This is a genomic window from Zestomonas ipomoeae (assembly GCF_057128665.1).
Map to the genome: position 1 here is coordinate 77,260 of NZ_JBSKHQ010000002.1, position 24,895 is coordinate 102,154.

A 24,895-nucleotide genomic window follows, 5' to 3' on the forward strand; every position below is an offset into this window, starting at 1 on the left:
GTGTCTGTTTTTCTTTGCCGGACGAGTAACCGCTGCATGCGTCGCAAGACTCGCTACAAGATCGGTCAAATCGCAGTTTTCGGTAGCCTCGGGCTGTTGCTGCTGTTCGCCTGGCTGGGCTGGCAAGCACGGGAAGAACGCCTGCACCTGTGGCAATTGCAACTGGCCAAGCAGAGCGAGGCCCAGGAATTGACCCTGCAAAGCCTGCAACAGGCCCAGCGCCAGAGCCTGGAGCTGCTGGCCAGCACGGTGGCCGCCGACTCCTGGACCGTGGAGCTGGTGCGCCAGGCCCATGTGCTGCGCGAACAGGGCATGGATCTGGACGACGAACCCCTGGAGCGGATCCGCTCGCAGCTGTTCACCCGCGTGGCACCGCGCTGGCGTAGCCTGCAGGACACCCAGCATTTCAACCTCTACCTGCACCTGGCGCCAGGCGGCGAGGTCCTGCTCGGGCTGCAACAGAACAGCGAGTTCAGCGGCAACCAGGAACTGCGCAAGCCGATCCTCGAACGTGCGCTGGCCCTAGACGCGCCCCAGGCCGGGCTGGGCGCGGGCTATGGCGGGATCGGCATGCGCGCGGTGGAGCTGCTGCGCGTGGCAACTCTGGAGGGCGAGCACACGATTGGCGCGGTGGAAGTGGACAGCGACCCGCTGCACGACCTGGAACAGCTCGACCAGCAGCTCGCCAGCGGCGTGGCGCTGTTGCTCAACGAGCAGTTGCTCGCCCGCCAACTGGGCACGCATACCCCCGGCGACGGGGCGGATGCGCCCCGCTGGCGACTGCACTTTCAGTCCCGCGACCAGGTGATCGACTGGCTGGAGCAAGGCCTGCTGCCGACGCCGGGCGGCCCGCGCTTCCGCCTGATGGAGGAAAACGGCAGCACCTACCTGCTGACGCGGATTCCCCTGCGCGACTTTCTCGGCATGGGCGACACGCAGCGTCCCGACCTGGCCGCGGTGCTGCTCTGGCGTGACATCAGCGAACTGGCCGACACCCATCGGCGGGATCTGCGCAAACTGGTGTTCAAATGGCTGCTGGCCTGGCTGAGCGCCAGCCTGCTGCTGCTCGGCCTGTTGCTGGCCAGCCGGGGCGCGCTGCTGCGCCAGCACTTCCAGCACCAGTCACGGCTGCAGGACAAGCATCGGGAGAGCGAGGCCTCGCGCCGCCTGCTGGCCATCATCAGCCAGGCCCAGGCCGCCTATATCGACACCAAGAGCCACCGGCAGACCTTCGACCAACTGCTGCAGCAGATCCTGCAACTGACCGACAGCCGCCTCGGCCTGTTCGGCGAAGTGCTGCGCGACGACAACGGTCTGCCGCTACTCAACAGCTACGCAGTCGGCTGCTTCGCCCAGCCCCCCGCGGAGCCCGGCCCCTACACCCCGCTGACGCCCGAAATCCTGACGTTGCACGATGGCAGCGCGCTGCTCGGGCGTGTCGTGCGAACCGGCACGGCACAGATCGACAACGCACCCGCAGCCACCTGCCAGGGCCTGCCCAGCGGTTCGGAGCCGCTGCAGGCGCTGCTCGGCCTGCCGGTGCACTACCATGGCGAACTGCTCGGCGTACTCTGCCTGGCCAACCGGCCAGGCGGCTATTCCGACGAGCTGCCGAGCTACCTGGCGCCGCTACAGACCACGCTCGGCCAACTGCTCGATGCCTTGCGCTACGAGCGCGACAAGAACGCGATCGAGCAACGCCAGCAGCGCCAGCAGCAGGCACTGCGCGCACTCAACGAGATCGCCGCGCTGCCGCATCTGAGCAGCCAGGAGCAGTTGCGCCAGGCCCTGCAACTGGGCGCGGGATTCTACGGTTTGCCGCTGGGTATCATCAGCCGCATCGACGGCAATGACTACCAGGTAGTAGTGCAGGTCTCCCCGCCCGGCAGCCTGGAGGACGGCCAGCATTTTCCGCTGGAGAACACCTACTGCCAGATCACCCTGCAGCACGACGCGCCCCTGGCCATTTCCTACATGAGCGAGTCCGTCTACGCCGGCCACCCCTGCTACCGCTCGTTTGCCCTGGAGGCGTACATCGGCACCAGCCTGTGGGTGGCCGGCGAACGCTTCGGCACGCTCAACTTTTCCTCGGCTACGCCCCACTCGCCCGCCTTCGACGAGGCCGACCTGGAATTCATCCAGCTATTCGCCCGCTGGGTCGGTGCCACCCTCGAGCGCCAGGAGCAGGAGCAGGCCCGCCAGGCCCTGCTGGAGCGCCTCGACAAGGCCCAGCGCATCGCCCGCCTGGGCCACTGGGAAGCCAACCTGCAGACCGGCGAGCTGTACTGGTCCAGCGTGATCTTCGACATCTTCGGCTACGACCCGGAGCAGTTCAGGCCGAGCATCGAGGCCTTCAAGAAGTGCGTGTATCCGGAGGACATGCCACTGATCGAGCTGAGCGAATTGCGTGCCCGTGCCGGCGGCGTGCACGACGTGGTACACCGGATCATCCGTCCAGATGGCGAGACCCGCTGGGTGCATGAGCTGGCACGCCTGCAACCGGACGAACACGGCGACATGGTGCGCATGGTCGGCACGGTGCAGGACGTCACCGAGCGCGCCCAGGCCGAAGCCAGCCTCAAGGAACAGCGGGAGCGCCTGACCAGCATCATCGAGGGCACCCACGTCGGCACCTGGGAGTGGAACGTGCAGACCGGCAAGGCCATCTTCAATGACCGCTGGGCGGAGATGCTCGGCTACCGCCTGGACGAACTCAAGCCGCTGAGCATCGAGACCTGGACACGGCTGACCCACCCCGAGGACCGGCAACAGGCCAACCGCCTGCTGGAGCGCCACTTCGCCGGCGAACTGCCCTTCTACGATTGCCAGTGCCGCATGCGCCACAAGCAGGGCCACTGGGTCTGGGTGCACACCTGCGGCCAGGTGGTCAGCCGCACCGGCGAGGGCCTGCCGCTGATGATGTACGGCACCCACACCGATATCAGCGAAGCCAGGCAGCGCGAAGAAGAGATCCGCGAAGCCCGCAGCTTTCTCCAGGCGGTGATGGATTCGGCCACCGGCGTGTCGATCATCGCCACCGACGCCGACGGCCTGATCACGCTGTTCAATGCCGGCGCCGAACGCCTGCTGGGCTACACCGCGCAGGAAATGGTCGGCCAGCAGACACCGGCCGTTTTTCATCTGCCGAGCGAGATAGAGCAGCGCGGCGAGCAGCTGACGCGCGAACTGGGACGGCCGGTGGAAGGCTTCGAGGTGTTCGTCGCCATGGTGCGCGACGGCGAGCCGGAAACCCGCCAGTGGACCTATCTACGCAAGGACGGCGAGCTGCGCACGGTCAACCTCACGGTCAGCGCGATCCGCAACGAGCAAGGCGCGAGCGATGGTTTTCTCGGCATCGCCAGTGACATTTCCGAACTGCAGCAGGCCACCCGCGCCCTGCAGAAAAGCGAGAGCCGCTTCCGCGGCATGGTCGCCAGCCTGCCGGGCGTAGTCTATCGCTGCGGCAACGATGCCCAGTGGACCATGCGCTATATCAGCGACACGGTGTTCGACCTCTGCGGCTACCCGGCCAGCGATTTCATCGACAGCACGGTGCGCAGCTTCGCCAGCGTGGTGCATCCCGACGACCTGCCGATCACCTACACCGCCCAGGCCTTCCTGGAGCGCCAGGAACCCTTCGAGCTGACCTACCGCATGGTGCATGCCGATGGCCGCAACATCTGGGTGCGCGAGAAAGGCCGCGGCGAGTACGACAGCCAGGGCCAACTGCTCTGGATCAGCGGCTTCATCTGGGACATCAGCGAGCGCAAGTACATGGAGGACGAACTGCGCCTGAGCCAGCAGCGCTTCTATAGCGCGTTCAATACGGCGCCCCTCGGCATGGCACTGGTCAGCCCCGAAGGCCGCTGGCTGGAGGTCAACGACGAGCTGTGCCGCATGCTCGGCTACAGCCGGGAGGAGTTGCTGGCCCGCAACGTCGCACAGATCACGCATCCGGACGACCGCCAGGAAGACCTGCGCAATGTGAACGCCCTCCTGGCCGGACGCATCCACGGCTACCAACTGGAAAAGCGCTACCTGGACAAGCTCGGCCGGGTGATCTGGGCCCTGCTCAGCGTATCCCTGCTGCGCGACGGCGAGGGCCGGCCACTGTACTTCGTCAGCCAGATCCAGGATTTCAGCGAGCGGGTCGCCGCCGAGCGCGATATCCGCGAACGCGAGCACTACCTGCGCACGGTGCTGGACAACGTGCTGGACGCGATTGTCACCATCGACGGCCACGGGCGCATCGAAACCTTCAACCGTGCAGCAGAGGTCATGTTTGGCTACGACCACCGGGAAATCCGGGGGCGCAACATCAGGCTGCTGATGCCGGAGCCGCAACGCTCAGCCCATGACGCGGCCCTGAAAAAACACCGGACCGGCCAGCCCTCGAAGGTCGTCGGCAATGTGCTGGAATTGCCGGGGCTGCGGCGCAACGGCCAGGTCTTCACTCTGGAATTGTCGGTGTCGCAGATCAGCCACCAGGGCGAGCAGCGTTTCATCGGCGTGATCCGCGATATCAGCGAGCGCAAGCGCATCGAACGCATGAAGAGCGAGTTCGTCTCCACCGTCAGCCACGAGCTGCGCACGCCCCTGACCTCCATCGCCGGGTCGCTGGGGCTGATCACAGGCGGTGCCCTGGGCGACGTACCGGAGGCCATGCAGCAGATGCTGCAGATCGCCCAGCAGAACAGCCAGCGCCTGAACCTGCTGATCAACGACCTGCTGGACATGGACAAACTGGTGGCCGGGCAGATGGTCTTCGACATGCGCCGCGCACCGCTGATGCCGATCATCGAACAGGCCCTGGAGCACAACCGGCCCTATGCCGAGCAGCACCAGGTGGACCTGGTGCTGCATCGGCGCCTGGACGACGCCTGGGTCACGGTGGACGGCCAGCGCCTGGAACAAGTGCTGGCCAACCTGTTGTCCAATGCCGCGAAGTTCTCGCCGCCGGGGGCCGAGGTACGCGTGCTCGTCGAGCCCAGCGGCGAGCGGGTCCGGGTCAGCGTTCGCGACCAGGGTCCGGGCGTGCCGGAGGCGTTCCAGGCACGCATTTTCAGCAAGTTCTCCCAGGCCGATGCCAGCGATACGCGCCAGAAAAGCGGTACCGGCCTGGGCCTGGCCATCTGCAAGGAGTTGATCGAGCGTATGCACGGCATCATCGGGTTCGACTCGCCACCGGGTCAGGGGGCCACCTTCTGGTTCGAGCTGCCGTTGGCGGCAGCCGACGACGAGGTATCCCCATGAGTGGCGAGGCGCCCGTAGGCGGGCGCTGGCGGATTCTCTTCAGCCGTCGCAACGGTCTTGCCTGGGCCGTGCTGGCCATCGCTTTGCTGGCCGACCTCGCGGCCTGGATCCACCTGCACCAGCGCGAGCGCCTGGCCGCCGCCCACCAGTTCGAACTGCTGGCCAACGAACTCAGTCGCTCGATCAACAAGCGCATGACCGACCACGAGCAGATCCTGCTCGGCGGCGCCGGCCTGTTCGACGCCAGCCTCGATGTCAGTCGCGACGAGTGGCGCACCTATGTGTCCCGGTTGAGGCTGGCGCAGAACTACCCGGGCATCCAGGGAGTGGGCTTCGCCCGCATCCTCAAACCCGAGGAGCTGGCGTCGTTCGAAGCGCAGGTGCACGAGGAGGGCTTTCCGTCGTTCGCCGTGCACCCGACGGGACCGCGCGAGCGCTACAGTTCGATCGTCTACCTGGAGCCGTTCAGCGACCGCAACCTGGCGGCCTTCGGCTACGACATGCTGTCCGAGCCGACCCGCCGGGCGGCGATGCTCGCTGCCGCCCGCAGCGGGGAAACCCGCATCACCGACCGCGTTACCCTGCTGCAGGAAACCCACGGCAAGGTGCAGCCGGGCCTGCTGATGTATGTGCCGGTCTATCGCCCTGGCCAGCCGCTGGATACGCCGGCCCAGCGCCTGGAGGCGCTGCGCGGCTTCGTCTACAGTCCCTACCGCATGGCCGACCTGATGACCGGCATCCTCGGCCCGCAGGTACTTAAGCTGGACTTCGCCATCTACGCCGGCCCCACGCCGGCCGCCGAAGCGCTGCTCTATCTCAGCCAGGAACAACCGAATCATCGCCCCCGCTTCACCCTGCAACGCCAACTGGATCTCTATGGCCAGACCTGGACGCTGATTTTCAGCAGCCGGCCGGGTTTCGAGGCCGGCGTGCACCGGGAACTGCCGCTGCTGATCCTCGGGGTCGGCGTCAGCCTGCTGCTGTTCTTCATCGCCACGCTGCTGACCCAGCGCCGCGAGCAGGCCGAAATGCTCGCGCAGAAGATGACCGAGCGCATCCGCCAGAGCAGCGAAGCCCTGAGCCAGAGCGAAGAACGCTTGCGCTTGGTGCTGCGCGGCAGCAACGACGGCTGGTGGGACCTGGACCTGGTGGCCGGCACCTTCCTCGCTTCCGCACGTGCCTGGGAAATGCTCGGCCTGACGCCCGACGACCGCCCGCAGCCCGCCGAGCGCTGGTTACAGGCGGTGCATCCGGACGACCTGGCCACCATTCAGCAGCATCTGCAGCAAGCCCTGGAGTCGGACTCCGACGCCTTCAACCATGAGGTGCGCCTGCAGCACCGGGACGGCCACGAGGTGCCGGTGCTGCTGCGCGGCTTCATCCAGCGCGACGCCGAAGGCCGGGTACGCCGGCTGAGCGGCACCACCCAGGACCTCAGCGAGCGCAAGCGCATCGAGCGCATGAAGAACGAATTCATCTCCACCGTCAGCCACGAGCTGCGTACCCCGCTCACGTCCATCGCCGGCGCCCTCGGCCTGCTCAACGGCGGCGCGCTCGGCGAGGTGCCGCCGCTGATGCGGCAGATGCTGCAGATCGCCCAGCAGAACAGCCAGCGCCTCAGCCTGCTGATCAACGACCTGCTGGACATGGACAAGCTCAGCGCCGGCAAGATGGTCTTCGACCTGCGCGTGCAACCGCTGCGCCCGCTGATCCAGGAGGCGCTGGCCGCCAACCTGGCCTATGCCGATCGCCACGACGTGACCTTCGCCCTGGACCTGCCCGGCGACATGTGGGTGCGCGTCGACGGCCTGCGCCTGCAGCAGGTATTGGCCAACTTCCTGTCCAATGCCGTCAAGTTCTCCCCAGCCGGCGCCGCCGTGCGCGTGCACGGTGAACTGCGCGGCTCCCGCGTGCGGGTCAGCGTCAGCGACCAGGGCCCCGGCGTGCAGGACGAGTTCCAGGCGCGCATCTTCCAGCGCTTCGCCCAGGCCGACGGCTCGGACCGCCGCGAACAGGCCGGCACCGGCCTCGGCCTGGCCATCAGCAAGGAGCTGATCGAGCGCATGGAAGGCACCGTCGGCTTCCATTCGGTTCCGGGGCAGGGCGCGACCTTCTGGTTCGAGCTGCCACTGATCGAGCAGCAGACCCTGCCGTCGGGCTATGCCGAGGACAGCAGCGCGCCGCGCGTGCTGGTGGTGGAAGACGAGCCGGGCATCGCCCGCCTGCTGCAGGTCATGCTCGAACAGGCCGGCTACCGGGTCGACTGCACGCTGAACGTGGACCAGGCCCGCCAGGCCATGGCGGAAAAACCCTTCGCGGCGGTGACCCTGGACCTGCGCCTGCCGGACATCCACGGGGTGACCTTCATCCGCGAGCTGCGCGCGAACCCGGCCACCGCAACCCTGCCGATCCTGGTGATATCCGCCTACTGCGAGGAAGGCCAGCGCCTGCTCGACCGCGAGACCCCGAACCTCGTCTGGCTCGGCAAACCCATCGACCATACTCTACTGATCAAGACCCTCGCCGAGCGCATCGCGATGCCGCCCACGGAATCCGGCCAAGGGCAGGCCAGCCACGACTACGGGAGACAGCCATGAGACAACTCGAACGCATACTGCACGTGGAGGACGACCCCTCGATCCAGGCCGTGGCCAAGGTCGCCCTGGAAGCGGTTGGCGGCTTCCAGGTGCTCAGTTGCGCCTCAGGCACAGAAGCGCTGGAAAAGGTCCAGGCCTTTGCCCCCGACTTCATCCTGCTGGACGTGATGATGCCCGGCATGGATGGCCCGCAGACCCTGGAGAAGCTGCGCGACCTCGTCGACCTGCAGCAGATCCCGGTGGCCTTCATGACCGCCAAGGTGCAGCCGGCCGAAGTCGCCTATTACCGGGGCCTGGGCGCCCGCGACGTGATCATCAAGCCCTTCGACCCCATGCAGCTGGCCAACCAGGTGCGCGCGATCTGGAGCGCCGCCCATGGCTGACGGCCCCTCGCTGGATCTCCAGCAGCAGCTGCGGCAACTCGCCGAGCAATTCTCCGCGCACCTGCGCGAGGAACTGCCGGAACTGCTCGAACAGGCCGGACGCCTCCGCGGCCCGGTCGACGACGCCCAGCGCGCGCTCGTGCAGGAGCTGCGCGCGCGCCTGCACCGCCTGGGCGGCTCCGCCGGCACCTTCGGCTTCGCCGAACTGGGCCGGCACGCCCGCACCCTGGAGTTGCAACTGGATGCCTGGCTGGCCCAGGACCCTGCGGCGCAGCGCGCAGCGCCCGCGCTGGAAGAGCCGCTACGCGCGCTCGCCCAGCTATTGCAACAGCCGCCGCCGGCCACCGCCGAGGTAGCCGGCGACCCCACCACCGCGCGCCAGCATGGCCAATGCATCTACGTTCTCGAAGCGCAGCCGGGTGTCGGCGAGAACATCTGCCAGACCCTCGGTAGCTTCGGCTACGACGCGCGCTACTTCGCCGACACCGCGGCCCTCGATGCCGCCCTCGCCCTCCACCGGCCCGATGCCCTGATCGCCGACCTCGGGCTCGACCAGCGTGGCGGCCTGGCCGGCCTGGACTACGTCGAAGCGTTGCAACAGAACACGACGCTCCCCTTGCCGCTGCTGGTGCTCGCCGACACCACCGACTTCGATACCCAACTGCGCGCCGTGCGCGCCGGTACGGTCGGCTACTTCAGCAAGCCGGTGGACCTCGCCCAACTGGAAAACCGCCTGGAGCGATGCTTCGCCCAGCAGAGCGGCGAGCCCTACCGGGTGCTGATCATCGACGACGACGAGCACCTGGCCACGCGCTACGCGCTGGTGCTGCGCAACGCCAAGATGCGGGCGGAAGTCCTGCACGACCCGACCCAGGCCCTGCAGGTGATGGAAGCGTTCAAACCCGAAGTGCTGCTGCTGGACATGTACATGCCCGAGTGCTCGGGCGCCGAGCTGGCGCAGATCATCCGCCTCGACGATGACTGGCTGCGGGTGCCGATCATCTACCTGTCCGGCGAAACCGACATCGGCAAACAGATGGACGCGCTGCTCAAGGGCGGCGACAACTTCGTCAGCAAACCCATCTCCGACAACACCCTGGTGGCCACGGTGTTCTCCCACGCCCAGCGGGCACGCCTGCTCAGCGACGCCCTGTCGCGGGACAGCCTGACCGGCCTGCTCAAGCATGCCGACATCAAGGAACAGGTGGTGCTCGGCGTGGAGCGCGCGCGCCGCTGCCAGCAACCCGCCAGCGTGGTGATGCTCGACATCGACCACTTCAAGCAGGTCAACGACCGCCACGGCCACGCCGCCGGCGACAACGTCATCCGTGCCCTAGCCAACCTGCTGCGCCAGCGCCTGCGCAAGATCGACAGCCTCGGCCGCTACGGCGGCGAGGAATTCGTCGCGGTGCTGCCGGACTGCGACGGCCAGCAGGCGAAGAAAATCATCGACGAGATTCGCGAGCGCTTCGCCGAACTCAGCTTCGGCCCCGGCGACCAGGCCTTCTCCGTCACCCTCAGCGCCGGCATCGCCAGCACCCTCAGCAACTGCCATCCAAGCGAACTGCTGGAAAAAGCCGACCAGGCCCTCTACGTCGCCAAAAACGGCGGACGCAACCAAGTCTGCCTGGCCTAGATGGCGGGTTTCACCCCGCCTACGCCGGGCCATTCGCAACCTGCCGGCCGCACCTGGCCTCACACCGCAATCTTCACCCACACCGGCGCATGGTCGCTGGCGTGGGGTTCGCCGCGTACCCAGCGGTCGACGCCGGCGTCGCGCAGGCGCGGTGCCAGGTCGGCGCTGAGCAGTAGGTGATCGATGCGCAGCCCCGCGTTCTTCTGCCAGTGCTGGCGGAAATAGTCCCAGAAGGTGTAGATGCGCTCGTCAGGATGGCGCGCACGCAGGGCATCGGTCCAGCCCTGGGCAAGCAGGCGCCGGAAGCACTCGCGGCTCTCGGGCTGCAGCAGGGCGTCCTTCAGCCAGGAGCGGGTGTTGTAGATATCCTCGTCGGTCGGCACCACGTTGAAGTCGCCGGCCAGCAGCACCGGGTGGCCGCTGGCGAACAGCCCGGCCGCATGCTCGATCAGCCGCTCGAACCAGGCCAGCTTGTAGTCGAACTTCGGCCCCGGCTGCGGGTTGCCGTTGGGCAGGTACAGGCAGCCGACGATGACGCCCCGCACCGCCGCTTCGAGGTAGCGGCTCTGGCTGGGGTCCGGGTCGTCGGGCAGGCCGCGCCGGCTCTCCAGCGGGTCCGCACCCTTGGCCAGGATCGCCACGCCGTTCCAGGAAGGCTGCCCGTACCAGATCGCTCCGTAGCCGGCGGCGCGGATGTCGTCGACGGGGAAGGCCGCATCCGGTGCCTTCAGTTCCTGCAGGCAGACCACGTCCGGCGCCTCGCGCGCCAGCCAGTCGAGCAGCGCCGGCAGCCGCGAACGAATGCCGTTGATGTTGAAGGTGGCGATCTTCAGGGTATCCATGGCAGCACCTCGACGAGCAATGCCCGTTCGACGCCGACAGCGACCAGGCGTTCGTCCGTGCTCGCGACGAACGGCCCGGCACCCTGCGCCGGGCAGTCGGTCGAAGCAGGGCACGCCCGGCACGGAAGCCAAGCCGTCTCCGCCGAGGTCCCCCCCCCTTCAGGAGACTTGGCCATGTCCCTTCGGTCCTACCTTCCTATGCTGGTCGCCCTCGCGGCCGCCCCGGCCACTGCGGCCGATCTTATCGTCAGCAAGTTCGACGACAGCAACGACGGCGTCTGCGACGCGGATTGCTCGCTGCGCGAGGCCATCCAGTTGGCCAACCAGCGGCATGGCGAAGACCGCGTGCTGCTGCAGGCCGGCACCTATACGCTCGGCCTGGCCCCGCAGCGGCAGGACAAGCGCGCGCTGGAAGAAGACGCCAACCAGAACGGCGATATCGATGTGATGCACGACGACGTGATCGTGCGCGGTGCCGGCCAGGGCCAGACCATCATCGACGGGCGAAGCCTGGACCGCCTGTTCGATGTGCAGGAAGCGAGCACCCTGCGCCTGGAACGGCTCAGCCTGCGCAACGGCCTGACCTCGACCTTCGGCGGTGCCCTGCGCAACCGCGGCACACTGGACCTGTGGCAGGTGACCCTGACGCGCAACAAGGCGGAGGCGGAAATCGGCGGCGGCGGCGCCATCGCCAATTACGGCACGCTGAAGGTCGCGGCCTCCTGGTTCGACGATAACCGCACCATGGCCGATCCCGGCTCGGGTGAAGGCGGCGCCATCTACAACAGCCGCCGCGGCCAGTTGTTCGTGCGCGACAGCACCTTCACCGACAACAACAGCTACGACTACGTCGATACCGGCCGGGGCGGCGCCATCTACAACGAAGGACTCGCCACGGTCACCCGCAGCGCCTTCATCTTCAACAAGGGCGGCGAATACGGCAACGGCGCGGCCATCCTCAACGCCGAAGGCGGCCAGTTCCGCCTGAGCAACAGCACGCTCAGCGACAACCATGGCTACTACGGAGACGGTGTCTTCGCCAATGGCCAGTACGGCAGCCGCAACAACCCCACCACCGTGGCGCAACTGATCAACGTCACCATTGCCGACAACCACAGCTCGCGCAGCCTGTTCAACCTGGGCCGGCTGGACATACGCAACAGCATCGTCGCCGGCAACTTCTACATCCCGGACGAAGGCCCGGTGCGGCCATCCAACTGCTACAACGGGGCGGATGCGATCATGCAGACCAGCGGCCTGATGCTTGGCCTCGACAATGGCGACTGCCCGGCGGACCTGCCGATCGACGACGCCCGTACCTTCACCGAGGTCCTCGAGCCCCTCTCCACGCCGCCGGATGCGCCCCCGCTGCATGAGTTGCGCGACGCCAGCCCGGCAATCGATGCCGCCATCGGTACCTGCCTGCCCTATGACCAACGCCAGTTGCCGCGCCCGCAGGATGGCGACGGCGACGGCCTGGCGATCTGCGACCTCGGCGCGGCAGAAAAACCGGCGCCGTGAGGCAGCGGGACGCCTGCACTCAGTCGTCCCGCGTCAGCACTTCCAGCAGCTCGATTTCGAAGATGAGGTTGGAGTTCGGCCGGATGTGCGCGCCGATCTGCCGCTCGCCGTAGGCCAGGTGCGCCGGCACGAACAGCTTGCGCTTGCCGCCGACGCGCATGCCCATCAGCCCCTGGTCCCAGCCCTTGATCACCCGGCCGGTGCCGATCACGCATTGGAACGGCCGACCCTTGTCATAGGAGGAATCGAAGGTGGTGCCGTCCTCCAGGTAGCCGACGTACTGGGTGGTGATCAGGGCGCCCTTGACCGCTTCCTTGCCGTCGCCCAACCGTATATCGGTAATCTGCAATTCGTTGCTCATCGTCCGCTCGCCAAGAAATCATGGGGGCCGGCGTTTTCGCAGGAATGCCGGCGCTTGGCAAGCGCCGCCTGGCCGCCCTGCCGGAGCGCCGCTCCTCATCCTCGGGGAGCACCCGCGCCACCGGGTCATCTACCTTTACCGCCTCGACACTGCTGGCCGGCACCGCCCTCGCCGACCAGCAAGCCAGCCAGCCCAACCCTTACCAGATGTAAATCGGCATCAGCGGCAAGGTCGTCGCCACCACGCCCGACTCCTTCGTGCTCAACTACGGCGACGGCGCCAACACCGTCGAGATGGACGACTGGGACTGGTACAAGGAGGGATACAAGATCCTCAAGGACGATCAGGTCATCGTCTACGGCGATGTCGACAATGACATCTTCGAATCCACCACCATCGAGGCCAACAGCGTTTACGCCAAAGGGCTCAACACCTTCTTCTTCGCCAGCGCCGCCGACGAGGAGTCCGCCGGCCGGCGCACGGCGACCTGCCTGCCCTCCGGCCAGGCCACTATCCAGGGCACCGTCCAGGATGCGGCCGAGCGGCAGATCACCCTCGACACCGGCAGCGGAGTCCTCAAGGTCAACACCCTGACTCTGCCCTCCCACCCACTGGACAAGCAGGGCTACCCACAGATCGAGAAAGGCGGCCGGATCAGCGTCACCGGCCAGATGGACCAGGCGTTCTTCGCAATCGCAAGTCCAACGCCAACACCATCACCTCGCTGTCGCAAAACCAGAAGGACAGCGCCAGCTAGGCACGGCCAAGGCTTACGGCCCATTGCCGTAAGCGGCCCAGACACAGGCCTTGGCGAGTGCCTGGGTGGCGAACACAAACCTGCCAGCCCACGACTGGCCGGCGCACTCGAAGAAGAGAAGCTGGATGTAATACCTCAGCGTTATGCCTGGCGGGCTGGTCGAAAAGGCTGGTGGGCAAGCAAACGTTGCTCGCCCTACAGAGCTATCGGTCCCGTAGGGTGGAAAACCGCGAAGCGTTTTCCACCAATGGTCATCTAGGCTATTCGCTAATCTTCATCATCTTCAGCACCGGAATTGCTTGTATAAGCTTTACCCTGTGTAACTTCAAGCCCATCTCTATAAAGCATGGGCACTTTCCAAGTCGTACGCAACTCCTCAAGGAAACCAATGTCAACAAGTTGCTTTATTATCTTATGCAAGGGAGCCCCCTCTACTGATAGTATCTTGGCAAGGGACTCTTCGCTTTGCTCAGCTTTGGCGCGACGAAATTTATTTATATAACCTGCCATTTCTGCGCCTGCCTCAGCTAGTAGAGTATCTTCTACCCGCTGGGCACTCAATCTAGCGTGAGCTGCTCGAATAGCTTCTGAACAAATCAAAGGCACGCCATCCTGTGCTTCTCTAGAAACTCTAGCTTCAGCTCTGAGCTGCTCTTCGCGCGCCATACCTACAAGATCAATGAGATTACGAGGAGGGCGTACGTCATTCCCATCTCGAATACGAGACATTACCCAATTAAACGTGGTTGGCTTTCTTTCGGCCTGATCCACCTTAGGCGGGAAAACCTTGTAAAACAAGTCCTCGTCAGATAAGGACTTAGCATTGATATGATTAGAGAAGTCATCCCCATCCCTTATTCGTCGAGCCAAGAGATTGAGAAGATCCGCTTCATCCCAGAGAATCTCTTTCTTTCGCGCATTCAAATGAGTAAGATTAACAAAACCGCTACCGATAATTCTTCTGAAGAGGTCTCGACGGACGAACAGCTTCAATCTGACCCGTTCAAATTCAAGCAAGTCAAGATAGGTTCTAAGTAGAGCTCGCAATGCGGGAATTTCAATATCAGGAAATCCCTGGAAAGCTTCGTCTAAGCGGTCAAGAGCAACCCAGACGGTTATATCAATTTCGTCGAGACACTCATTGAGGAGCGAAAGCGCTGCTTCGTGTGGAATTTCTCTAGCATTAAGATCTTCAGCAGTGTCATTTCCAAAATGGAGTCGCGGCGTAATTATTGGCACACCAGTTTCAGACAATGTCATTTCTACTTCTGCACTTTGTGGAGAAAGAACCCGCTGAATAAGATTGGTTAGTTTATTGAAAATGGTAAGAGGCTTGTCATCTGCAGAGCGCAAACCAGTATTTGACAAAAGCCTATCGAGCCTCTTAAATTTTTCTGTTTTTTCTTCAGCTACTATTTCCAGCGCCCAGTTACCTACTAAAGAAAGTAGATAGGTTTTCCAGATGGAAGAATATTGCGCCTCAGTTAATTGCTGCTGATGTACTAGCTTCTGGAAGACAGGATTTCCTGTTGGGTTAAAACCAGCCAGGACCTCAACCCCCTTTAATTCCTGCATTGATCCATATCTTTTTTGAAGTATGCGATACACTGCTATTTTCCCGGTACCCTTATCCCCGGCAATAATGTCGGCACGATCATGGACAAGAGAAACGAATGCTTCGTTCTCTATAAAATACTTCTCTAGCGATTGATCAAACTCAGCCACCGAGTTTCCGACATCCAACGATATAAGAATTTCCTTTACTAGAATCGTCATAGCCGCACCTGCTTCCATTATGAAAGATAAAGACTTAGCGCAACCTGCCACGAGCATGTAACTCTGGCTTATAGCCACTCTGGCAATCCATGCGCTTACCAACAGCCAGCCCCGGCATCGACACATTTGCTATCGGGTCCAATTCACCAGGCACCAGCCATAACCAGTGCCCGGCAAGCTCCTTCATCTATACCCAATCACCCCCCACAACACCCGCACACGGACATCTTGCCCGGTTCGGTGGTGGTCCAGTTGCCGTTCCAGCCGCCCTTGTTCTTGCAGGTCTGCACGCAGACCTGCTGGGCTTCGGTGTTGTTCCAGATCGGCCCGGCCTGTACGTCGGTGGCCTTGCACTGGCCGAGGGTGATGTCGTCGAAGATGTGGCTCAGGTCCGATGACGGCAGGGTGTTGCTGGCCTTGGAGCCGGCGAAGTTGTGGCAGCCGAAGCAGTTGGAGACGAACGAGGAATTGAGGTTGACGTCCTGGAAGGTGGTCTCCATGACTGTATTGGCCAGGCGCATGGAGCCGCGCTGGTTGGACACCACCGAGGATGGCTGGGTGACATCGTTTTCCCAGAGCGCACCGACCATCATGTAGTTCTGCCAGACGGCCATCGGGTTGCTGCTGTCCAGGGCGCTGAGGAAGCCCTGGATCTGGCTGTTCAGGCTATCGATGATGGCAATGTTGTCGGTGCCTTCGTGATCGCTCGGGTCGCTGCCGTCATGGAACACGCGGCAGATTTCCGAGGGTGTGCCGGTCAGGCTGGTGGCTGGTTCGGCGGTATTGAAACTGCACTCGCCGGTCAGGTTGGGCAGTTGCGCGGTACAGGCGGCGCTGGTGAACGACCAGCCGGACGCCGGCGCGGTGCCGGGGTTGGCGCATTCGGGGTCATTGCTGCGGTGCTCGAAGGTGGCCCAGATGAATTCCGGGTGCAGCGGCGTGGCGATGACCATGTGGAAGCCGATCATGCCCAGCAGTTCGGTGCCCGGCACGCCGTCGACGTCCGCTTCCATCCAGAAGTAGTTGGGCTTGTCCGCCTCGGCGATGATGCGCCAGGCGGATTTCAGCTCGGTGGTGCCGCCGGGGAAATTCGGCGCCGACTGGATCTGCCCGACGTTGCACAGGTTGCGGCTGAAGCGCACGTCATAGAAGACCACGTTGCCCTTCTGGTCGTAGATGGTGTCCTCGCCGCCGGCCTGGCCGATGCGCTCGGGGATGATGAAGGGGGTGTTCGGGTCCTGGGGCTTCTCGATGCGCACGAACATGACCTTGGGCGGCGCGTTCGGGTCGCAGGAGTTCTGCCCGCTGGCCTGCAACACCGGATAGTTCGCGGCGACCTGGAAGTTGCGCTGGCTGGCATCGCTCTTCGCCGGGCTCACCAGGTCGAGGAACCACTGCCAGCTGAACTGGTAGAAATCGCAGAACTGGGCATTGCTGCCGTTGGGCACCTCGCCCGGCGGGTTGGGGCTGGTGATCCAGCTCTGGCTGGCGTTGCAGACGGGCGGCGTGTCGGCGACGGCCTGGTTGGCGGTGAGCAGCGACAGCGTCGCCAGCAGTGGCCACATCAAAGCGCCGATGAGGCGGGTTCTGGGAAGTCGGTTCATTCTTGTTATCTCCATTCAGCGTTGTGCTAATCGTCCAGTGCAAAGCGGGGGTGTGATCGGTCGCAGGGGCTTCCTCGTCGTCGGATGCGTACACGCAGGTACGGCCATGCCGCGCGGCAGCGCCTGGCTCCAGGATGGGTGAGGGGGAAGTGCGTTGTGGGTTGGAGTGGCCTTTCCATTGCCGGTACTTCCTGTCTGCTGCCTGGCTGCCGGGCGCGCGCAAGCGAATGGCGGGGCTCATCGGCAAGGTGGCAAGCGGTTGGCTGTGGAGGGGTCCAGCGGGGCGGCGATCCTGCCAGCGGGTGCTCCTTGCGATGAATTGACGCTAGAAGAGCCAACCAGCGTTTGCAAGGCGACCGGCAAGGGGTCGACGACCGGGCGCGCTACAACCCATGGCGCCTGAACAGTTCTGCGTAGCTGCCGTCGGCCTTCATCGCCGCGATCTGCCGGTCGAAGGCGCTGACGATGCGCGCCCGGTCCGGGTGCCGGTGGCTGACCAGGATGTGCAGGCCGTTCTCGCTGAGCGGCTTGGGCAGGAACTCCAGGGCTTCGCGCACGTCCTGCGGTTCGCGGTTGAGGTAATGGCGGGCGACCAGTTCGTCCTCCAGGGTCAGGCTGACCCGGCCGGCGTACAGCATGCGCGCGGCGGTGGCAAAGCCGAGCACGGGGACCTTGTGCAGGCGGCTGTCGTGGTCGAAGCCCGGTTCGTAGGCGTAGCCGCGCACTACGGCAACGGTATAGGGCTGCAGGTCGGCCAGCGACTCGAAGGCCAGGGCGCTGTCCTTGCGCTTGATCAGGCGTATCCGGTTGAGCAGGTAGGGTTGCGAAAACGTGCCCAGGCGGGTGCGTTCCTCGCTGTACCAGGCGCTCAGCACGATGTCGTAACGGCCCTTCTCCAGGCCACGCAGCGCACGCGCCCAAGGCACGACGCGGAACTGGCTGGCATAGCCGGCCCGTGCCAGCGCGGTGGTCACCAGATCGGTGGCCAGCCCGCCGCCGGGCAGTTCCTCTCCGGTGAAGGGCGGCCAGTTGTCGGCCACCAGGCGCAACGGCTCCTGCGCCACGACTGCGCCGGACAGCAGCACAAGCCCCATCAACCAGGCGCGCGGCAGTTTCATGCGGCGTCCCTGGCGCAGGTTGCCGGTCTGCCGGCGTATCCGGCAGGGGCAGCGTGGCCCGGCACCGGCCTGCCGCTTGGCTGTGGCGCTCGGCGGCCGTCTAGACTGAAGCAGGCTTCACCCTGCAAGGGCTGGACACCGGCAGTCCCCTGCGTCGCCCCACCGCAATGCAGCTTTCCGTCAAGGAGGAACCCGCCATGGCCATCGAAGAGTTCGTCAATCCCAAGTCCATGCTCACCCCCGCCTTCGCCGCCGCCGTCGTGGCCGCGGTTTCCGGCGCCCTGTTCAAGGGCTTCGGCCTGGCGGTACCGTTCGGCTCCATCGTCGTCAGCTTCCTGATCTGCGTGGTCATCTTCGAGAGCAAGGAGTTCAAGGAAGGCGCCACGCCGCGCCTGATCAAGGGCGTGCTGTACGTGCTGAACTCGCTGATCGTCTTCGCCATGGCCACCGGCGCCACGGCGGTGATGGCCGACGAGGCCCGGAACACCAAGGAGCTGGTCCAGCAGCGCCCGTATTTCTACAACTGGACGGAAAGCAAACCCAAGGCGGACCTCGCCTCGCCGCAGGCGCCCGTGGTGCTGAAGATCGATTCCGCCCCCGTCGAGCGCCAAGGCATCGGCAGCACGCTGCAACGCGCGGGCATCCTGACCACCAGTTACCAGGCCAACATCTCGCTGGACATCCAGGACCCACGCATCGAGCAGCAGATCGAGAGCGTCGAATTCCGGCTGCCGGACAAGTATTTCAAGCAGAACCAGGTGCGCTTCGACCAGCAGGACGTCGACGCCGGCAGGAGCCTCGACATCGAGCTGTGGAAGCCCTTCGAGATCGAGGCGGACGTCAGGCTGAAAAACGGCGAAACCCTGCATCTGAAAAAGGTGGTCTCCCTGGAGCAACCGTAAGCGCGCCCGCTCAATTGCGCGCATGGGACATCTGGAACCGGGCGACGCCATCCAGGCCGGCCAGCTCATCGGCCATGTCGCTGATGCGCGCGCTCCTGCGCCCATCCACCGCCACCGCGACGAAGCGCCATTCCAGCTGGCCCTGCTCGTAGGACACGGTGAACGAGCCGCCGGCGATCACATAGCCGCGCTCGCGGGCGATGCGTCGCAACACGTCTTCGCTGGGCTTGACGAAGCCGGGCGCGAAGCGCAGCACGATGGCGATGGCAGGCCGCGACGGCAGCTTCGCCTCCAGCTTGGCGCCCCACATCATCAACCCGGCCGAGATCAGGCTGAGCAGCACGGCGGCGCCGTAGAAGCCCACCCCCACCAGCACGCCAATCGCCGACGACGCCCAGATCGATGCCGCGGTGGTCAGGCCGCTGATGCTCATGCCGTCCTTCATGATCAGCCCGGCGCCAAGAAAGCCGATGCCGGTGACGATGCCCTGGATCACCCGGGTCGGGTCCACCGTGCCGGCGTAGTGGCCGCCGAACCACTGTTGCGGATAGATGCACAGCACGGTAAGCGCCGCCGAGGCCATGCACACCATGCCGTAGGTGCGCATGCCGGCGGCACGGCCGTGATAGGCGCGTTCGTAGCCCACCAGCAGGCCGAGCAGCAGCGCGCCGAGCATGTTGAAGAACAGGGTCAGGTTGACCGCCACACCGGGCAGTGCCCATAACTCGGGAAAGGCAGAGGACAGGTTCACGGCGGGGACTCACTCGATGCGCTGGCACTTCGCCCAGCTTAGTCGCCACGGCGCCAGCCTGCCCGGTAGCGCGCGCCAATGAACGCAGGCGCAAACGGCCCTATGCTTGCCCGCCGCGTCCTCCCCGAGCTGACCATGACTGACCACGGCCCCTATCGCCCCCCGCAATCCGAACTCGCGACAGCCGACGAGACAGCGCTGCCCTGGTTCCGCTCGTCCTTTTTCTTCGTGCTGCTGGCGTTCTTCTTTTTCCGGCTCGGCTGGTGGCCGGTAGGCCTGGCCTGCTGGCTCGCGGTGCTGGTCAACCTGCGCCACGACCGGTGGTACCGGCACCTCTGGCCGTGGTTGCTGATCCTGCTGCTGAGCGTCTACCAGGGTGCCAGCGCACCCTGAACGCCCCCGGCAAGCCTCGCTCCCCGGCCGCCCGCCCGGTCAGCGCACCTTGAAGCGCCGCACCATGGCGATCAGCCGGCCATTGGAGGTCAGTAGCGTCTCGCTGCTGCGATCGGTAGCCTGGCCGCTTTCGATCAGCTCGTTGACCATCTGCCGCACCGCCACCATGTTCTGGTTGATCTCCTCGGTCACCGCGCTCTGCTCCTCGGCGGCGGTGGCGATCTGGCTGCTGAGGTCGTAGATGCGGCTGATGGAGCTGGCCATGTCGTCGAGGCCGACGTTGACCTTGGCGGTCTTGTCGGCAGTGGCCTGGCAGCTGGCCTTGGTCTTTTCCATGGCCGTCACCGCCGAGTTCACGCCCTGCTGCAGGCGGCCGAGCATTTCGTTGATCTCCGAGGTGCTCTGCTGGGTGCGGCCGGCCAGCGCCCGTACCTCGTCGGCGACCACGGCGAAACCGCGGCCCTGGTCGCCTGCCCGCGCCGCCTCGATGGCCGCGTTCAGCGCCAGCAGGTTGGTCTGCTCGGCGATCCCGCCGATCACGCCGAGCACATCGTTGATGCGCTGCGCGTCGCTCTGCATCGCCTGTACCTTTTCGGTGGCGCTGGCCACCTCGTCGACCAATGCCCGCACGCTGTTGGACGCATCGTCCACCACGCTCTTGGACTGGTGCGCGTTGGCATCGGCGCGCTGGGTGAAACTGGCGGTCTCCGTGGCGCTGCGGGCCACGGATTCGGCAGTGGAGTTCATCTCGGTGATGGCGGTCACCGCCTGGTCGGTCTCCGCCGCGTGGCGGGCGAGAATCTGGTTGCTCTGCGCCGACTGCTGCTTGAGCTGGTCGATCTCCTCGGCGATCTGCGAGCTGGCCGTGGCCAGGTCGGCGACCATGTTCTGCAGGTAGGCGATGAAGCGGTTGACCGAGTTGCCGACTTCGTCCACCTCGTCTTCGCCCTTGAGCGCGATGCGCCGGGTCAGGTCGGCATCGCCGGCCGACAGCGAATCGATGTTGGTCTTCAGCACGCCCAGGCGGTTCATCAGCGTGCGCAGGGCAAACAACATCAGCACCAGCAGCAGGATCACCATGGGAATCTGCAGCAGGCTAAGGGTCTTCAGCACTTCGCGGCTCTTCTCGGTGAGCAGGTCGGTCGGCAACGCCGCCGCCAGCAGCCAGGGCGTGCCCTCGATGGGCCGCAGGAAGAAGGTGTAGTCGTCGCCCTCGCGGCCCTCGTACTCGCCCTGGTACACCCCGGACTGCCCGGCGGCGCCCAGCGAGGCCTGGATCTTGGCGATGAACGGCGACTGGCTGGCCAGCTCCGACACGTTGCGCAGCACGATCTCGCCGCCCAGGGCCGGCAGGTTGCTGAGAATCTTGCCATCCGGCTCGACGATCATCACCTGGCCCTGGATCTCCTTCTCCTTCTCCGCCACCAACTGGTTGAAGAAGCCGAGGGTCACATCGATGGTGGACACGCCGAAGGCCGCGCCGTCCTTGTAGATGGCCATGGCACAGTTGGTGCGCGGCTGGGCGCTGGCGTCGTCCTTGTAGGCCGCGGCCCAGGCGCAGGTGCCGCGCGGCGCCTGCATGCCGTTGCGGTGCCAGGGCTGCTCGTAGTACTTGAGCGACTCCGGCGAGTTCCAGTAGGTGTTGACCACCAGTTGCCCGGAGCCGTCGCGATGGTAGAAGGTGCTGTGCTTGTCGCGGTCCGCCGTGCGCTTGCCCGGCAGCGGCCAGATCCCGCCACCGAAGACCTTCGCATCGCCGTACTGGTCGACCAGCCCCGGCAGCACCTTGTCGATGCTGTCGCTGTCGAGCAGGGCCACCGTCTGGGTGATGCTGCGCGACTGCGCCTGCACCCGCGACAGCTCGACGAGAATCTGCTCGGCGATCTGGTTGACCTTGCGCAGCACCAGCTCCTCTTCCGCCGCCTTCAGTTGCGGCGTGACGAAGCGCCCGATCCCCAGCGCGGTCAGCAGCATCACCACGCCGATGAATGCAAGCAGCGCCCAGGTATAGCGGGCTTGAATGGTTTTCAGGGAAAACATGGTTCACCACCCTAGAGGCGCAGGCAGCCATGCTGCGCCAGTCGATTTATTACCCGTGGGAGTTGTCGGCGTCACCGCCATGCCTCTGTATCGGTATAACGCGGCATGGCTTGAGCTTAGGCCAGGCAAGCGCCGACTGCCGGTGCTGGGAGGCGGCAAATCGCCAGCACCCGAATGCATGGCGGATTTGCAGCGCCGCCCGCGCCCGCTCAGAATGGCCGGCCAGCCTTGACCATCGACACTCCGGATGCGAATGCCGCGCCGCCTACTGCTCATCGTCGCCTACACCGTCGTGCAACTGGCGGTGGCGGCCGCGCTCTACTCGCTGGCCGTCGAGGGCTATCGGCAGCTTGTCGGTCCCTTGCGCCGCGACATCGCCTTCGGCCTGCAACTCCATCATTCCCTCTATGTGCTGGCAGCCCTGGCGCTGGGCAACGCCTGCGGTCAGGCCTTCTCGCGACAGCCCCCGCATCGCGTGCTCTGGGCCTGCCTGCTGGCTTGGCTGGTGTTCTGGATGAATTGCTTCGCCAGCCTGCCCTACCGCAGTGTGCTGGTGATCGCCAGCGGCTATGCCGCGCTCGTCCTGCCCGCCCTGATCGCGTGGCTCCAAAGCCGGCGTGCGGCAGGCGGCGGGCCGCGCAGGGCAGCCGTTCCCGCACGCGCCCACGCCGAGGATCGGTCCGCCGATGGCCCGTTCGCCTGAATTCGCACCGCAGTACACCCTGGCCGAGCGCTTGCGTTTCGCCGCCGGTGGTGTGGTGCTGGGCGGCCTGCTGGTCGCCTTCATGGAAGGGGTCTTCACGCCGTGGCTGAGCGAGTTTGCCCGCACCGCGCCCTGTTACGAACTGTTCGGCGTCAACGGCGTCAGCCTGTTGTGGCTGGGGATGTTCGTCGGCCTGCCGCTGAGCTGCGGCGTGCTGCTGGGCGGCAGCATCGGCCTGCGCGGCTACCGCATTCTGCGCGACGGGCAGTATCCGCCCCTTGGTGAAAGGGTGTTCAAGCCAACGCCGATTCGCCGCGACCGGAAAGCGCGCGCCATCGGCCGAGCCCACCTGCTGGCACCGCTGCCGTTCCTGTTGATTGCCGCCTGGGGCGTCGACCAGGCGCGCGAGATGATCGCCACCTTCGCGCCGGAGCGCTTCGACTGGCGCCTTTGCGCGCCCCAGGCCGCCGAGCCTGGCCGGGTCGACGGCGTGAGCGCCTGCACGCTTTCGCGGCACGACGAACCATCGGGGCCGTCGTCCGGCTATAACGAAGCGAACACTGTCCCCCTGGAACGGCCATGTCCACGAGACCACTGACCTATCTGGCCATCCCCGTGCTGCGGGCCTACCTGGCAAGCCTGGCGCTGGCGGGCTTGAGCTGCTTCGGCTTCGCCCCGCTGCGCGGGCTTGTAGGAGAGGCGCGATGAACGCACCGGGAGCGCACCCGGCCATGGGCATCGGCCTGCATGCGGCCTGCGTGCCGATCTTCACCCACTACCTGCAACGCCTGCGCGACTCCCTCGCTCGCGTTGCCCGCCAGGCCCAGCGGGACGGCCCGGCCGAATCCGCATTGCTGCAGGCCCGGCTAGCCGAGGGCATGTTTCCCTTGGCGCAGCAGGTCTGCACTGCCTGCGGCTTCGCCTTGCGCGCCTGCTATCCGCTGCTCGGCGAGGCGCCGCCGGGCCTGGCCGGGCATGCCGGCAGCTTCGCCGGGCTGGATGCGCGCATCGACGCGACCCTGGCGGCGCTCGCCGGGATACCGGAGGCGGCCCTCGATGCCGCCGCGCATGCCCCGATCAGCACCCAGGCCGGCTTCGCCACGCGCCACTTCAGCGGCCGCGACTACGTGCTGCACTACGCGCTGCCGAACTTCTTCTTTCACCTGAGCATGGTGCACGCGATTCTGCGCAGCGAGGGCATTGCCCTCGGCAAGCAGGATTTCGACGGCTACCACCAGTATCCGGCGGGCTTCAGCTTCGCCCCGTCGGATGGCGCCTGACCTCGTCAGGCGGGCTTGACCACCCGGTACAAGCGCGTCACGGCACTCACGCCGAGCAGCGCCAACGCCCCGGCAACCACGCCGAGCAGCAGGTCGAGCAGGGTCGGGGCGATGGTGGCGAGTACGCCGCCGACGGCGGGCACGGCTTCCAGGCCATGGGCGAGGTCGTGGAACAGCGCCGAGGCGCCGGGAATGCCATGGGCAAGAATGCTGCCGCCGACCATGAACATGGCCACCGTGCCGATCACCGCCAGACTCTTCATCAGGTATGGCGCGGCCCGCAGGATGCCGTCGCCGACGGCGCGGGACAGGCGGCCGCCGCGCCGACTCAGATACAGGCCCAGGTCGTCGAGCTTGACGATGCCGGCCACCAGCCCGTAGACGCCGGCGGTGATCAGCAGGGCGATGCCGGCGAGCACGGCGAGCTGGGTCAGCAACGGTTCGCCAGTGACGGTGCCCAGGCTGATGACGATGATTTCCGCCGAGAGGATGAAGTCGGTGCGCACCGCGCCCTTGATCTTGTCGCGCTCGAACGCGACCAGGTCGACCGCAGGATCGGCCAGCGCCGCCGACAGCTCGGCCCGGTGGCTGTCGTCCTCGTCCTTGCTGTGCAGCAGCTTATGGGCCAGCTTCTCGAAGCCCTCGTAGCAGAGAAAGGCGCCGCCGAGCATCAGTAGCAGGACCACCGCCCAGGGCGCCAGCAGGCTGATGACCAGGGCCGCCGGCACCAGGATCACCTTGTTCAGCAGCGAGCCCTTGGCCACCGCCCAGACCACCGGCAACTCGCGCTCGGCCTGGACCCCGGTGACCTGCTGGGCATTCAGGGCGAGGTCGTCGCCCAGCACGCCGGCGGTCTTCTTCGCCGCGACCTTGGTCATCAACGCCACGTCGTCGAGCATGGTGGCGATATCATCGATCAGTGCTAACAGGCTGCTTCCGGCCACGACTATTTCCTTGCTGGTCGGGCGCGGCAATGGC

The 24,895-nt window shown here is 65.5% G+C and carries 21 protein-coding genes; 13 read left to right on the forward strand and 8 right to left on the reverse strand.

Translation table 11 applies throughout. The annotated features are described in order from the left end of the window. Nucleotides 1-36 precede the first annotated feature (36 nt). Genes ACWKV7_RS04000 through ACWKV7_RS04015 form a run of 4 tightly spaced genes read left to right on the forward strand, consistent with a single transcriptional unit; the run spans nucleotide 37 to nucleotide 9,869 of the window. Complete coding sequence (locus tag ACWKV7_RS04000; RefSeq protein ID WP_483856352.1) at nucleotides 37-5,253, forward strand: PAS domain S-box protein; 5,217 nt, start codon at nucleotides 37-39, stop codon at nucleotides 5,251-5,253. Beyond that, nucleotides 5,250-7,850, forward strand: coding sequence for a hybrid sensor histidine kinase/response regulator (locus ACWKV7_RS04005; RefSeq protein ID WP_483856353.1), 2,601 nt, complete (start codon nucleotides 5,250-5,252; stop codon nucleotides 7,848-7,850). Before ACWKV7_RS04000 ends, ACWKV7_RS04005 begins: the two co-directional genes overlap by 4 nt. Further along, nucleotides 7,847-8,233 (forward strand): response regulator, encoded by a 387-nt coding sequence (locus ACWKV7_RS04010; RefSeq protein ID WP_483856354.1) that lies wholly within the window; start codon nucleotides 7,847-7,849, stop codon nucleotides 8,231-8,233. The genes ACWKV7_RS04005 and ACWKV7_RS04010 overlap by 4 nt, the downstream gene beginning before the upstream one ends. After that, a complete protein-coding gene (locus ACWKV7_RS04015) occupies nucleotides 8,226-9,869 on the forward strand; it encodes a diguanylate cyclase (RefSeq protein WP_483856355.1) in 1,644 nt (547 codons plus the stop codon). Before ACWKV7_RS04010 ends, ACWKV7_RS04015 begins: the two co-directional genes overlap by 8 nt. A 59-nt stretch (nucleotides 9,870-9,928) precedes the next feature. Here the strand turns inward: ACWKV7_RS04015 and ACWKV7_RS04020 are convergent, their stop codons facing one another. Then, nucleotides 9,929-10,711, reverse strand: coding sequence for an exodeoxyribonuclease III (locus ACWKV7_RS04020; protein ID WP_483856356.1), 783 nt, complete (start codon nucleotides 10,709-10,711; stop codon nucleotides 9,929-9,931). Between the two features lie 174 nt (nucleotides 10,712-10,885). On the opposite strand from ACWKV7_RS04020, the gene ACWKV7_RS04025 reads away from it, so the two are divergent. Further along, nucleotides 10,886-12,232, forward strand: coding sequence for a choice-of-anchor Q domain-containing protein (locus ACWKV7_RS04025; RefSeq protein WP_483856357.1), 1,347 nt, complete (start codon nucleotides 10,886-10,888; stop codon nucleotides 12,230-12,232). Nucleotides 12,233-12,251: 19 nt separating this feature from the next. Here ACWKV7_RS04025 and ACWKV7_RS04030 read toward each other — a convergent pair whose 3' ends face one another. Beyond that, nucleotides 12,252-12,593, reverse strand: coding sequence for an FKBP-type peptidyl-prolyl cis-trans isomerase (locus ACWKV7_RS04030; protein WP_483856358.1), 342 nt, complete (start codon nucleotides 12,591-12,593; stop codon nucleotides 12,252-12,254). A gap of 20 nt (nucleotides 12,594-12,613) precedes the next feature. On the opposite strand from ACWKV7_RS04030, the gene ACWKV7_RS04035 reads away from it, so the two are divergent. Next, entirely contained in the window at nucleotides 12,614-12,805 is a 192-nt protein-coding gene (locus ACWKV7_RS04035; RefSeq protein WP_483856359.1) for a hypothetical protein, read from the forward strand. Nucleotides 12,806-12,850: 45 nt separating this feature from the next. Then, entirely contained in the window at nucleotides 12,851-13,609 is a 759-nt protein-coding gene (locus tag ACWKV7_RS04040) for a hypothetical protein (protein WP_483856360.1), read from the forward strand. An 8-nt stretch (nucleotides 13,610-13,617) separates the two neighbouring features. Here the strand turns inward: ACWKV7_RS04040 and ACWKV7_RS04045 are convergent, their stop codons facing one another. From ACWKV7_RS04045 to ACWKV7_RS04055, 3 genes are all read right to left on the reverse strand, one after another. Continuing rightward, the gene (locus ACWKV7_RS04045; protein WP_483856361.1) at nucleotides 13,618-15,126 is read right to left on the reverse strand and encodes a P-loop ATPase, Sll1717 family; all 1,509 of its coding nucleotides are present in this window, start codon (nucleotides 15,124-15,126) and stop codon (nucleotides 13,618-13,620) included. 197 nt (nucleotides 15,127-15,323) lie between these two features. Beyond that, the gene (locus tag ACWKV7_RS04050; RefSeq protein WP_483856362.1) at nucleotides 15,324-16,730 is read right to left on the reverse strand and encodes a mannan-binding lectin; all 1,407 of its coding nucleotides are present in this window, start codon (nucleotides 16,728-16,730) and stop codon (nucleotides 15,324-15,326) included. Between the two features lie 383 nt (nucleotides 16,731-17,113). Further along, on the reverse strand, nucleotides 17,114-17,848 hold the full coding sequence (locus ACWKV7_RS04055; RefSeq protein ID WP_483856363.1) for a substrate-binding periplasmic protein: 735 nt from the start codon (nucleotides 17,846-17,848) through the stop codon (nucleotides 17,114-17,116). A 197-nt stretch (nucleotides 17,849-18,045) separates the two neighbouring features. Between ACWKV7_RS04055 and ACWKV7_RS04060 the strand changes: the two genes are divergently transcribed. Continuing rightward, nucleotides 18,046-18,750 carry a pYEATS domain-containing protein gene (locus ACWKV7_RS04060; RefSeq protein ID WP_483856364.1) on the forward strand — a complete coding sequence of 235 codons (705 nt, stop codon included), beginning with the start codon at nucleotides 18,046-18,048 and terminating at the stop codon, nucleotides 18,748-18,750. Between the two features lie 10 nt (nucleotides 18,751-18,760). Here ACWKV7_RS04060 and ACWKV7_RS04065 read toward each other — a convergent pair whose 3' ends face one another. Beyond that, a complete protein-coding gene (locus ACWKV7_RS04065; RefSeq protein WP_483856365.1) occupies nucleotides 18,761-19,501 on the reverse strand; it encodes an MgtC/SapB family protein in 741 nt (246 codons plus the stop codon). Nucleotides 19,502-19,636: 135 nt separating this feature from the next. Here ACWKV7_RS04065 and ACWKV7_RS04070 point away from each other — a divergent pair, with 135 nt between their 5' ends. Further along, on the forward strand, nucleotides 19,637-19,894 hold the full coding sequence (locus tag ACWKV7_RS04070; protein WP_483856366.1) for a hypothetical protein: 258 nt from the start codon (nucleotides 19,637-19,639) through the stop codon (nucleotides 19,892-19,894). Between the two features lie 39 nt (nucleotides 19,895-19,933). On the opposite strand, the gene ACWKV7_RS04075 is transcribed toward ACWKV7_RS04070, so the two are convergent. Further along, the gene (locus ACWKV7_RS04075) at nucleotides 19,934-21,934 is read right to left on the reverse strand and encodes a methyl-accepting chemotaxis protein (RefSeq protein WP_483856367.1); all 2,001 of its coding nucleotides are present in this window, start codon (nucleotides 21,932-21,934) and stop codon (nucleotides 19,934-19,936) included. 253 nt (nucleotides 21,935-22,187) lie between these two features. Here ACWKV7_RS04075 and ACWKV7_RS04080 point away from each other — a divergent pair, with 253 nt between their 5' ends. The 4 genes from ACWKV7_RS04080 to ACWKV7_RS04095 are packed head-to-tail and all read left to right on the forward strand — an operon-like array spanning nucleotide 22,188 to nucleotide 23,917. After that, nucleotides 22,188-22,637 carry a hypothetical protein gene (locus ACWKV7_RS04080; RefSeq protein ID WP_483856368.1) on the forward strand — a complete coding sequence of 150 codons (450 nt, stop codon included), beginning with the start codon at nucleotides 22,188-22,190 and terminating at the stop codon, nucleotides 22,635-22,637. Then, entirely contained in the window at nucleotides 22,621-23,235 is a 615-nt protein-coding gene (locus ACWKV7_RS04085; protein WP_483856369.1) for a hypothetical protein, read from the forward strand. The genes ACWKV7_RS04080 and ACWKV7_RS04085 overlap by 17 nt, the downstream gene beginning before the upstream one ends. Next, the gene (locus ACWKV7_RS04090) at nucleotides 23,217-23,345 is read left to right on the forward strand and encodes a hypothetical protein (RefSeq protein ID WP_483856370.1); all 129 of its coding nucleotides are present in this window, start codon (nucleotides 23,217-23,219) and stop codon (nucleotides 23,343-23,345) included. Before ACWKV7_RS04085 ends, ACWKV7_RS04090 begins: the two co-directional genes overlap by 19 nt. Further along, nucleotides 23,342-23,917: a DUF1993 domain-containing protein gene (locus tag ACWKV7_RS04095; RefSeq protein ID WP_483856371.1), complete on the forward strand. Its 576-nt coding sequence runs from the start codon at nucleotides 23,342-23,344 to the stop codon at nucleotides 23,915-23,917. Before ACWKV7_RS04090 ends, ACWKV7_RS04095 begins: the two co-directional genes overlap by 4 nt. 5 nt (nucleotides 23,918-23,922) lie before the next feature. On the opposite strand, the gene ACWKV7_RS04100 is transcribed toward ACWKV7_RS04095, so the two are convergent. After that, a complete protein-coding gene (locus ACWKV7_RS04100; RefSeq protein ID WP_483856372.1) occupies nucleotides 23,923-24,861 on the reverse strand; it encodes a DUF808 domain-containing protein in 939 nt (312 codons plus the stop codon). Between the last annotated feature and the right edge of the window lie 34 nt (nucleotides 24,862-24,895).

Bases quoted from the DNA above. Each gene is read 5' to 3' on its own strand.
- ACWKV7_RS04025 (WP_483856357.1), top strand. From the start codon at position 10,886: ATGTCCCTTCGGTCCTACCTTCCTATGCTGGTCGCCCTCGCGGCCGCC.
- ACWKV7_RS04000 (WP_483856352.1), top strand. From the start codon at position 37: ATGCGTCGCAAGACTCGCTACAAGATCGGTCAAATCGCAGTTTTCGGT.
- ACWKV7_RS04095 (WP_483856371.1), top strand. From the start codon at position 23,342: ATGAACGCACCGGGAGCGCACCCGGCCATGGGCATCGGCCTGCATGCG.
- ACWKV7_RS04030 (WP_483856358.1), bottom strand. From the start codon at position 12,593: ATGAGCAACGAATTGCAGATTACCGATATACGGTTGGGCGACGGCAAG.
- ACWKV7_RS04085 (WP_483856369.1), top strand. From the start codon at position 22,621: ATGGCCCGTTCGCCTGAATTCGCACCGCAGTACACCCTGGCCGAGCGC.
- ACWKV7_RS04075 (WP_483856367.1), bottom strand. From the start codon at position 21,934: ATGTTTTCCCTGAAAACCATTCAAGCCCGCTATACCTGGGCGCTGCTT.
- ACWKV7_RS04010 (WP_483856354.1), top strand. From the start codon at position 7,847: ATGAGACAACTCGAACGCATACTGCACGTGGAGGACGACCCCTCGATC.
- ACWKV7_RS04060 (WP_483856364.1), top strand. From the start codon at position 18,046: ATGGCCATCGAAGAGTTCGTCAATCCCAAGTCCATGCTCACCCCCGCC.
- ACWKV7_RS04070 (WP_483856366.1), top strand. From the start codon at position 19,637: ATGACTGACCACGGCCCCTATCGCCCCCCGCAATCCGAACTCGCGACA.
- ACWKV7_RS04050 (WP_483856362.1), bottom strand. From the start codon at position 16,730: ATGAACCGACTTCCCAGAACCCGCCTCATCGGCGCTTTGATGTGGCCA.
- ACWKV7_RS04015 (WP_483856355.1), top strand. From the start codon at position 8,226: ATGGCTGACGGCCCCTCGCTGGATCTCCAGCAGCAGCTGCGGCAACTC.
- ACWKV7_RS04045 (WP_483856361.1), bottom strand. From the start codon at position 15,126: ATGACGATTCTAGTAAAGGAAATTCTTATATCGTTGGATGTCGGAAAC.
- ACWKV7_RS04055 (WP_483856363.1), bottom strand. From the start codon at position 17,848: ATGAAACTGCCGCGCGCCTGGTTGATGGGGCTTGTGCTGCTGTCCGGC.
- ACWKV7_RS04020 (WP_483856356.1), bottom strand. From the start codon at position 10,711: ATGGATACCCTGAAGATCGCCACCTTCAACATCAACGGCATTCGTTCG.
- ACWKV7_RS04080 (WP_483856368.1), top strand. From the start codon at position 22,188: ATGCCGCGCCGCCTACTGCTCATCGTCGCCTACACCGTCGTGCAACTG.
- ACWKV7_RS04090 (WP_483856370.1), top strand. From the start codon at position 23,217: ATGTCCACGAGACCACTGACCTATCTGGCCATCCCCGTGCTGCGGGCC.
- ACWKV7_RS04005 (WP_483856353.1), top strand. From the start codon at position 5,250: ATGAGTGGCGAGGCGCCCGTAGGCGGGCGCTGGCGGATTCTCTTCAGC.
- ACWKV7_RS04035 (WP_483856359.1), top strand. From the start codon at position 12,614: ATGGGGGCCGGCGTTTTCGCAGGAATGCCGGCGCTTGGCAAGCGCCGC.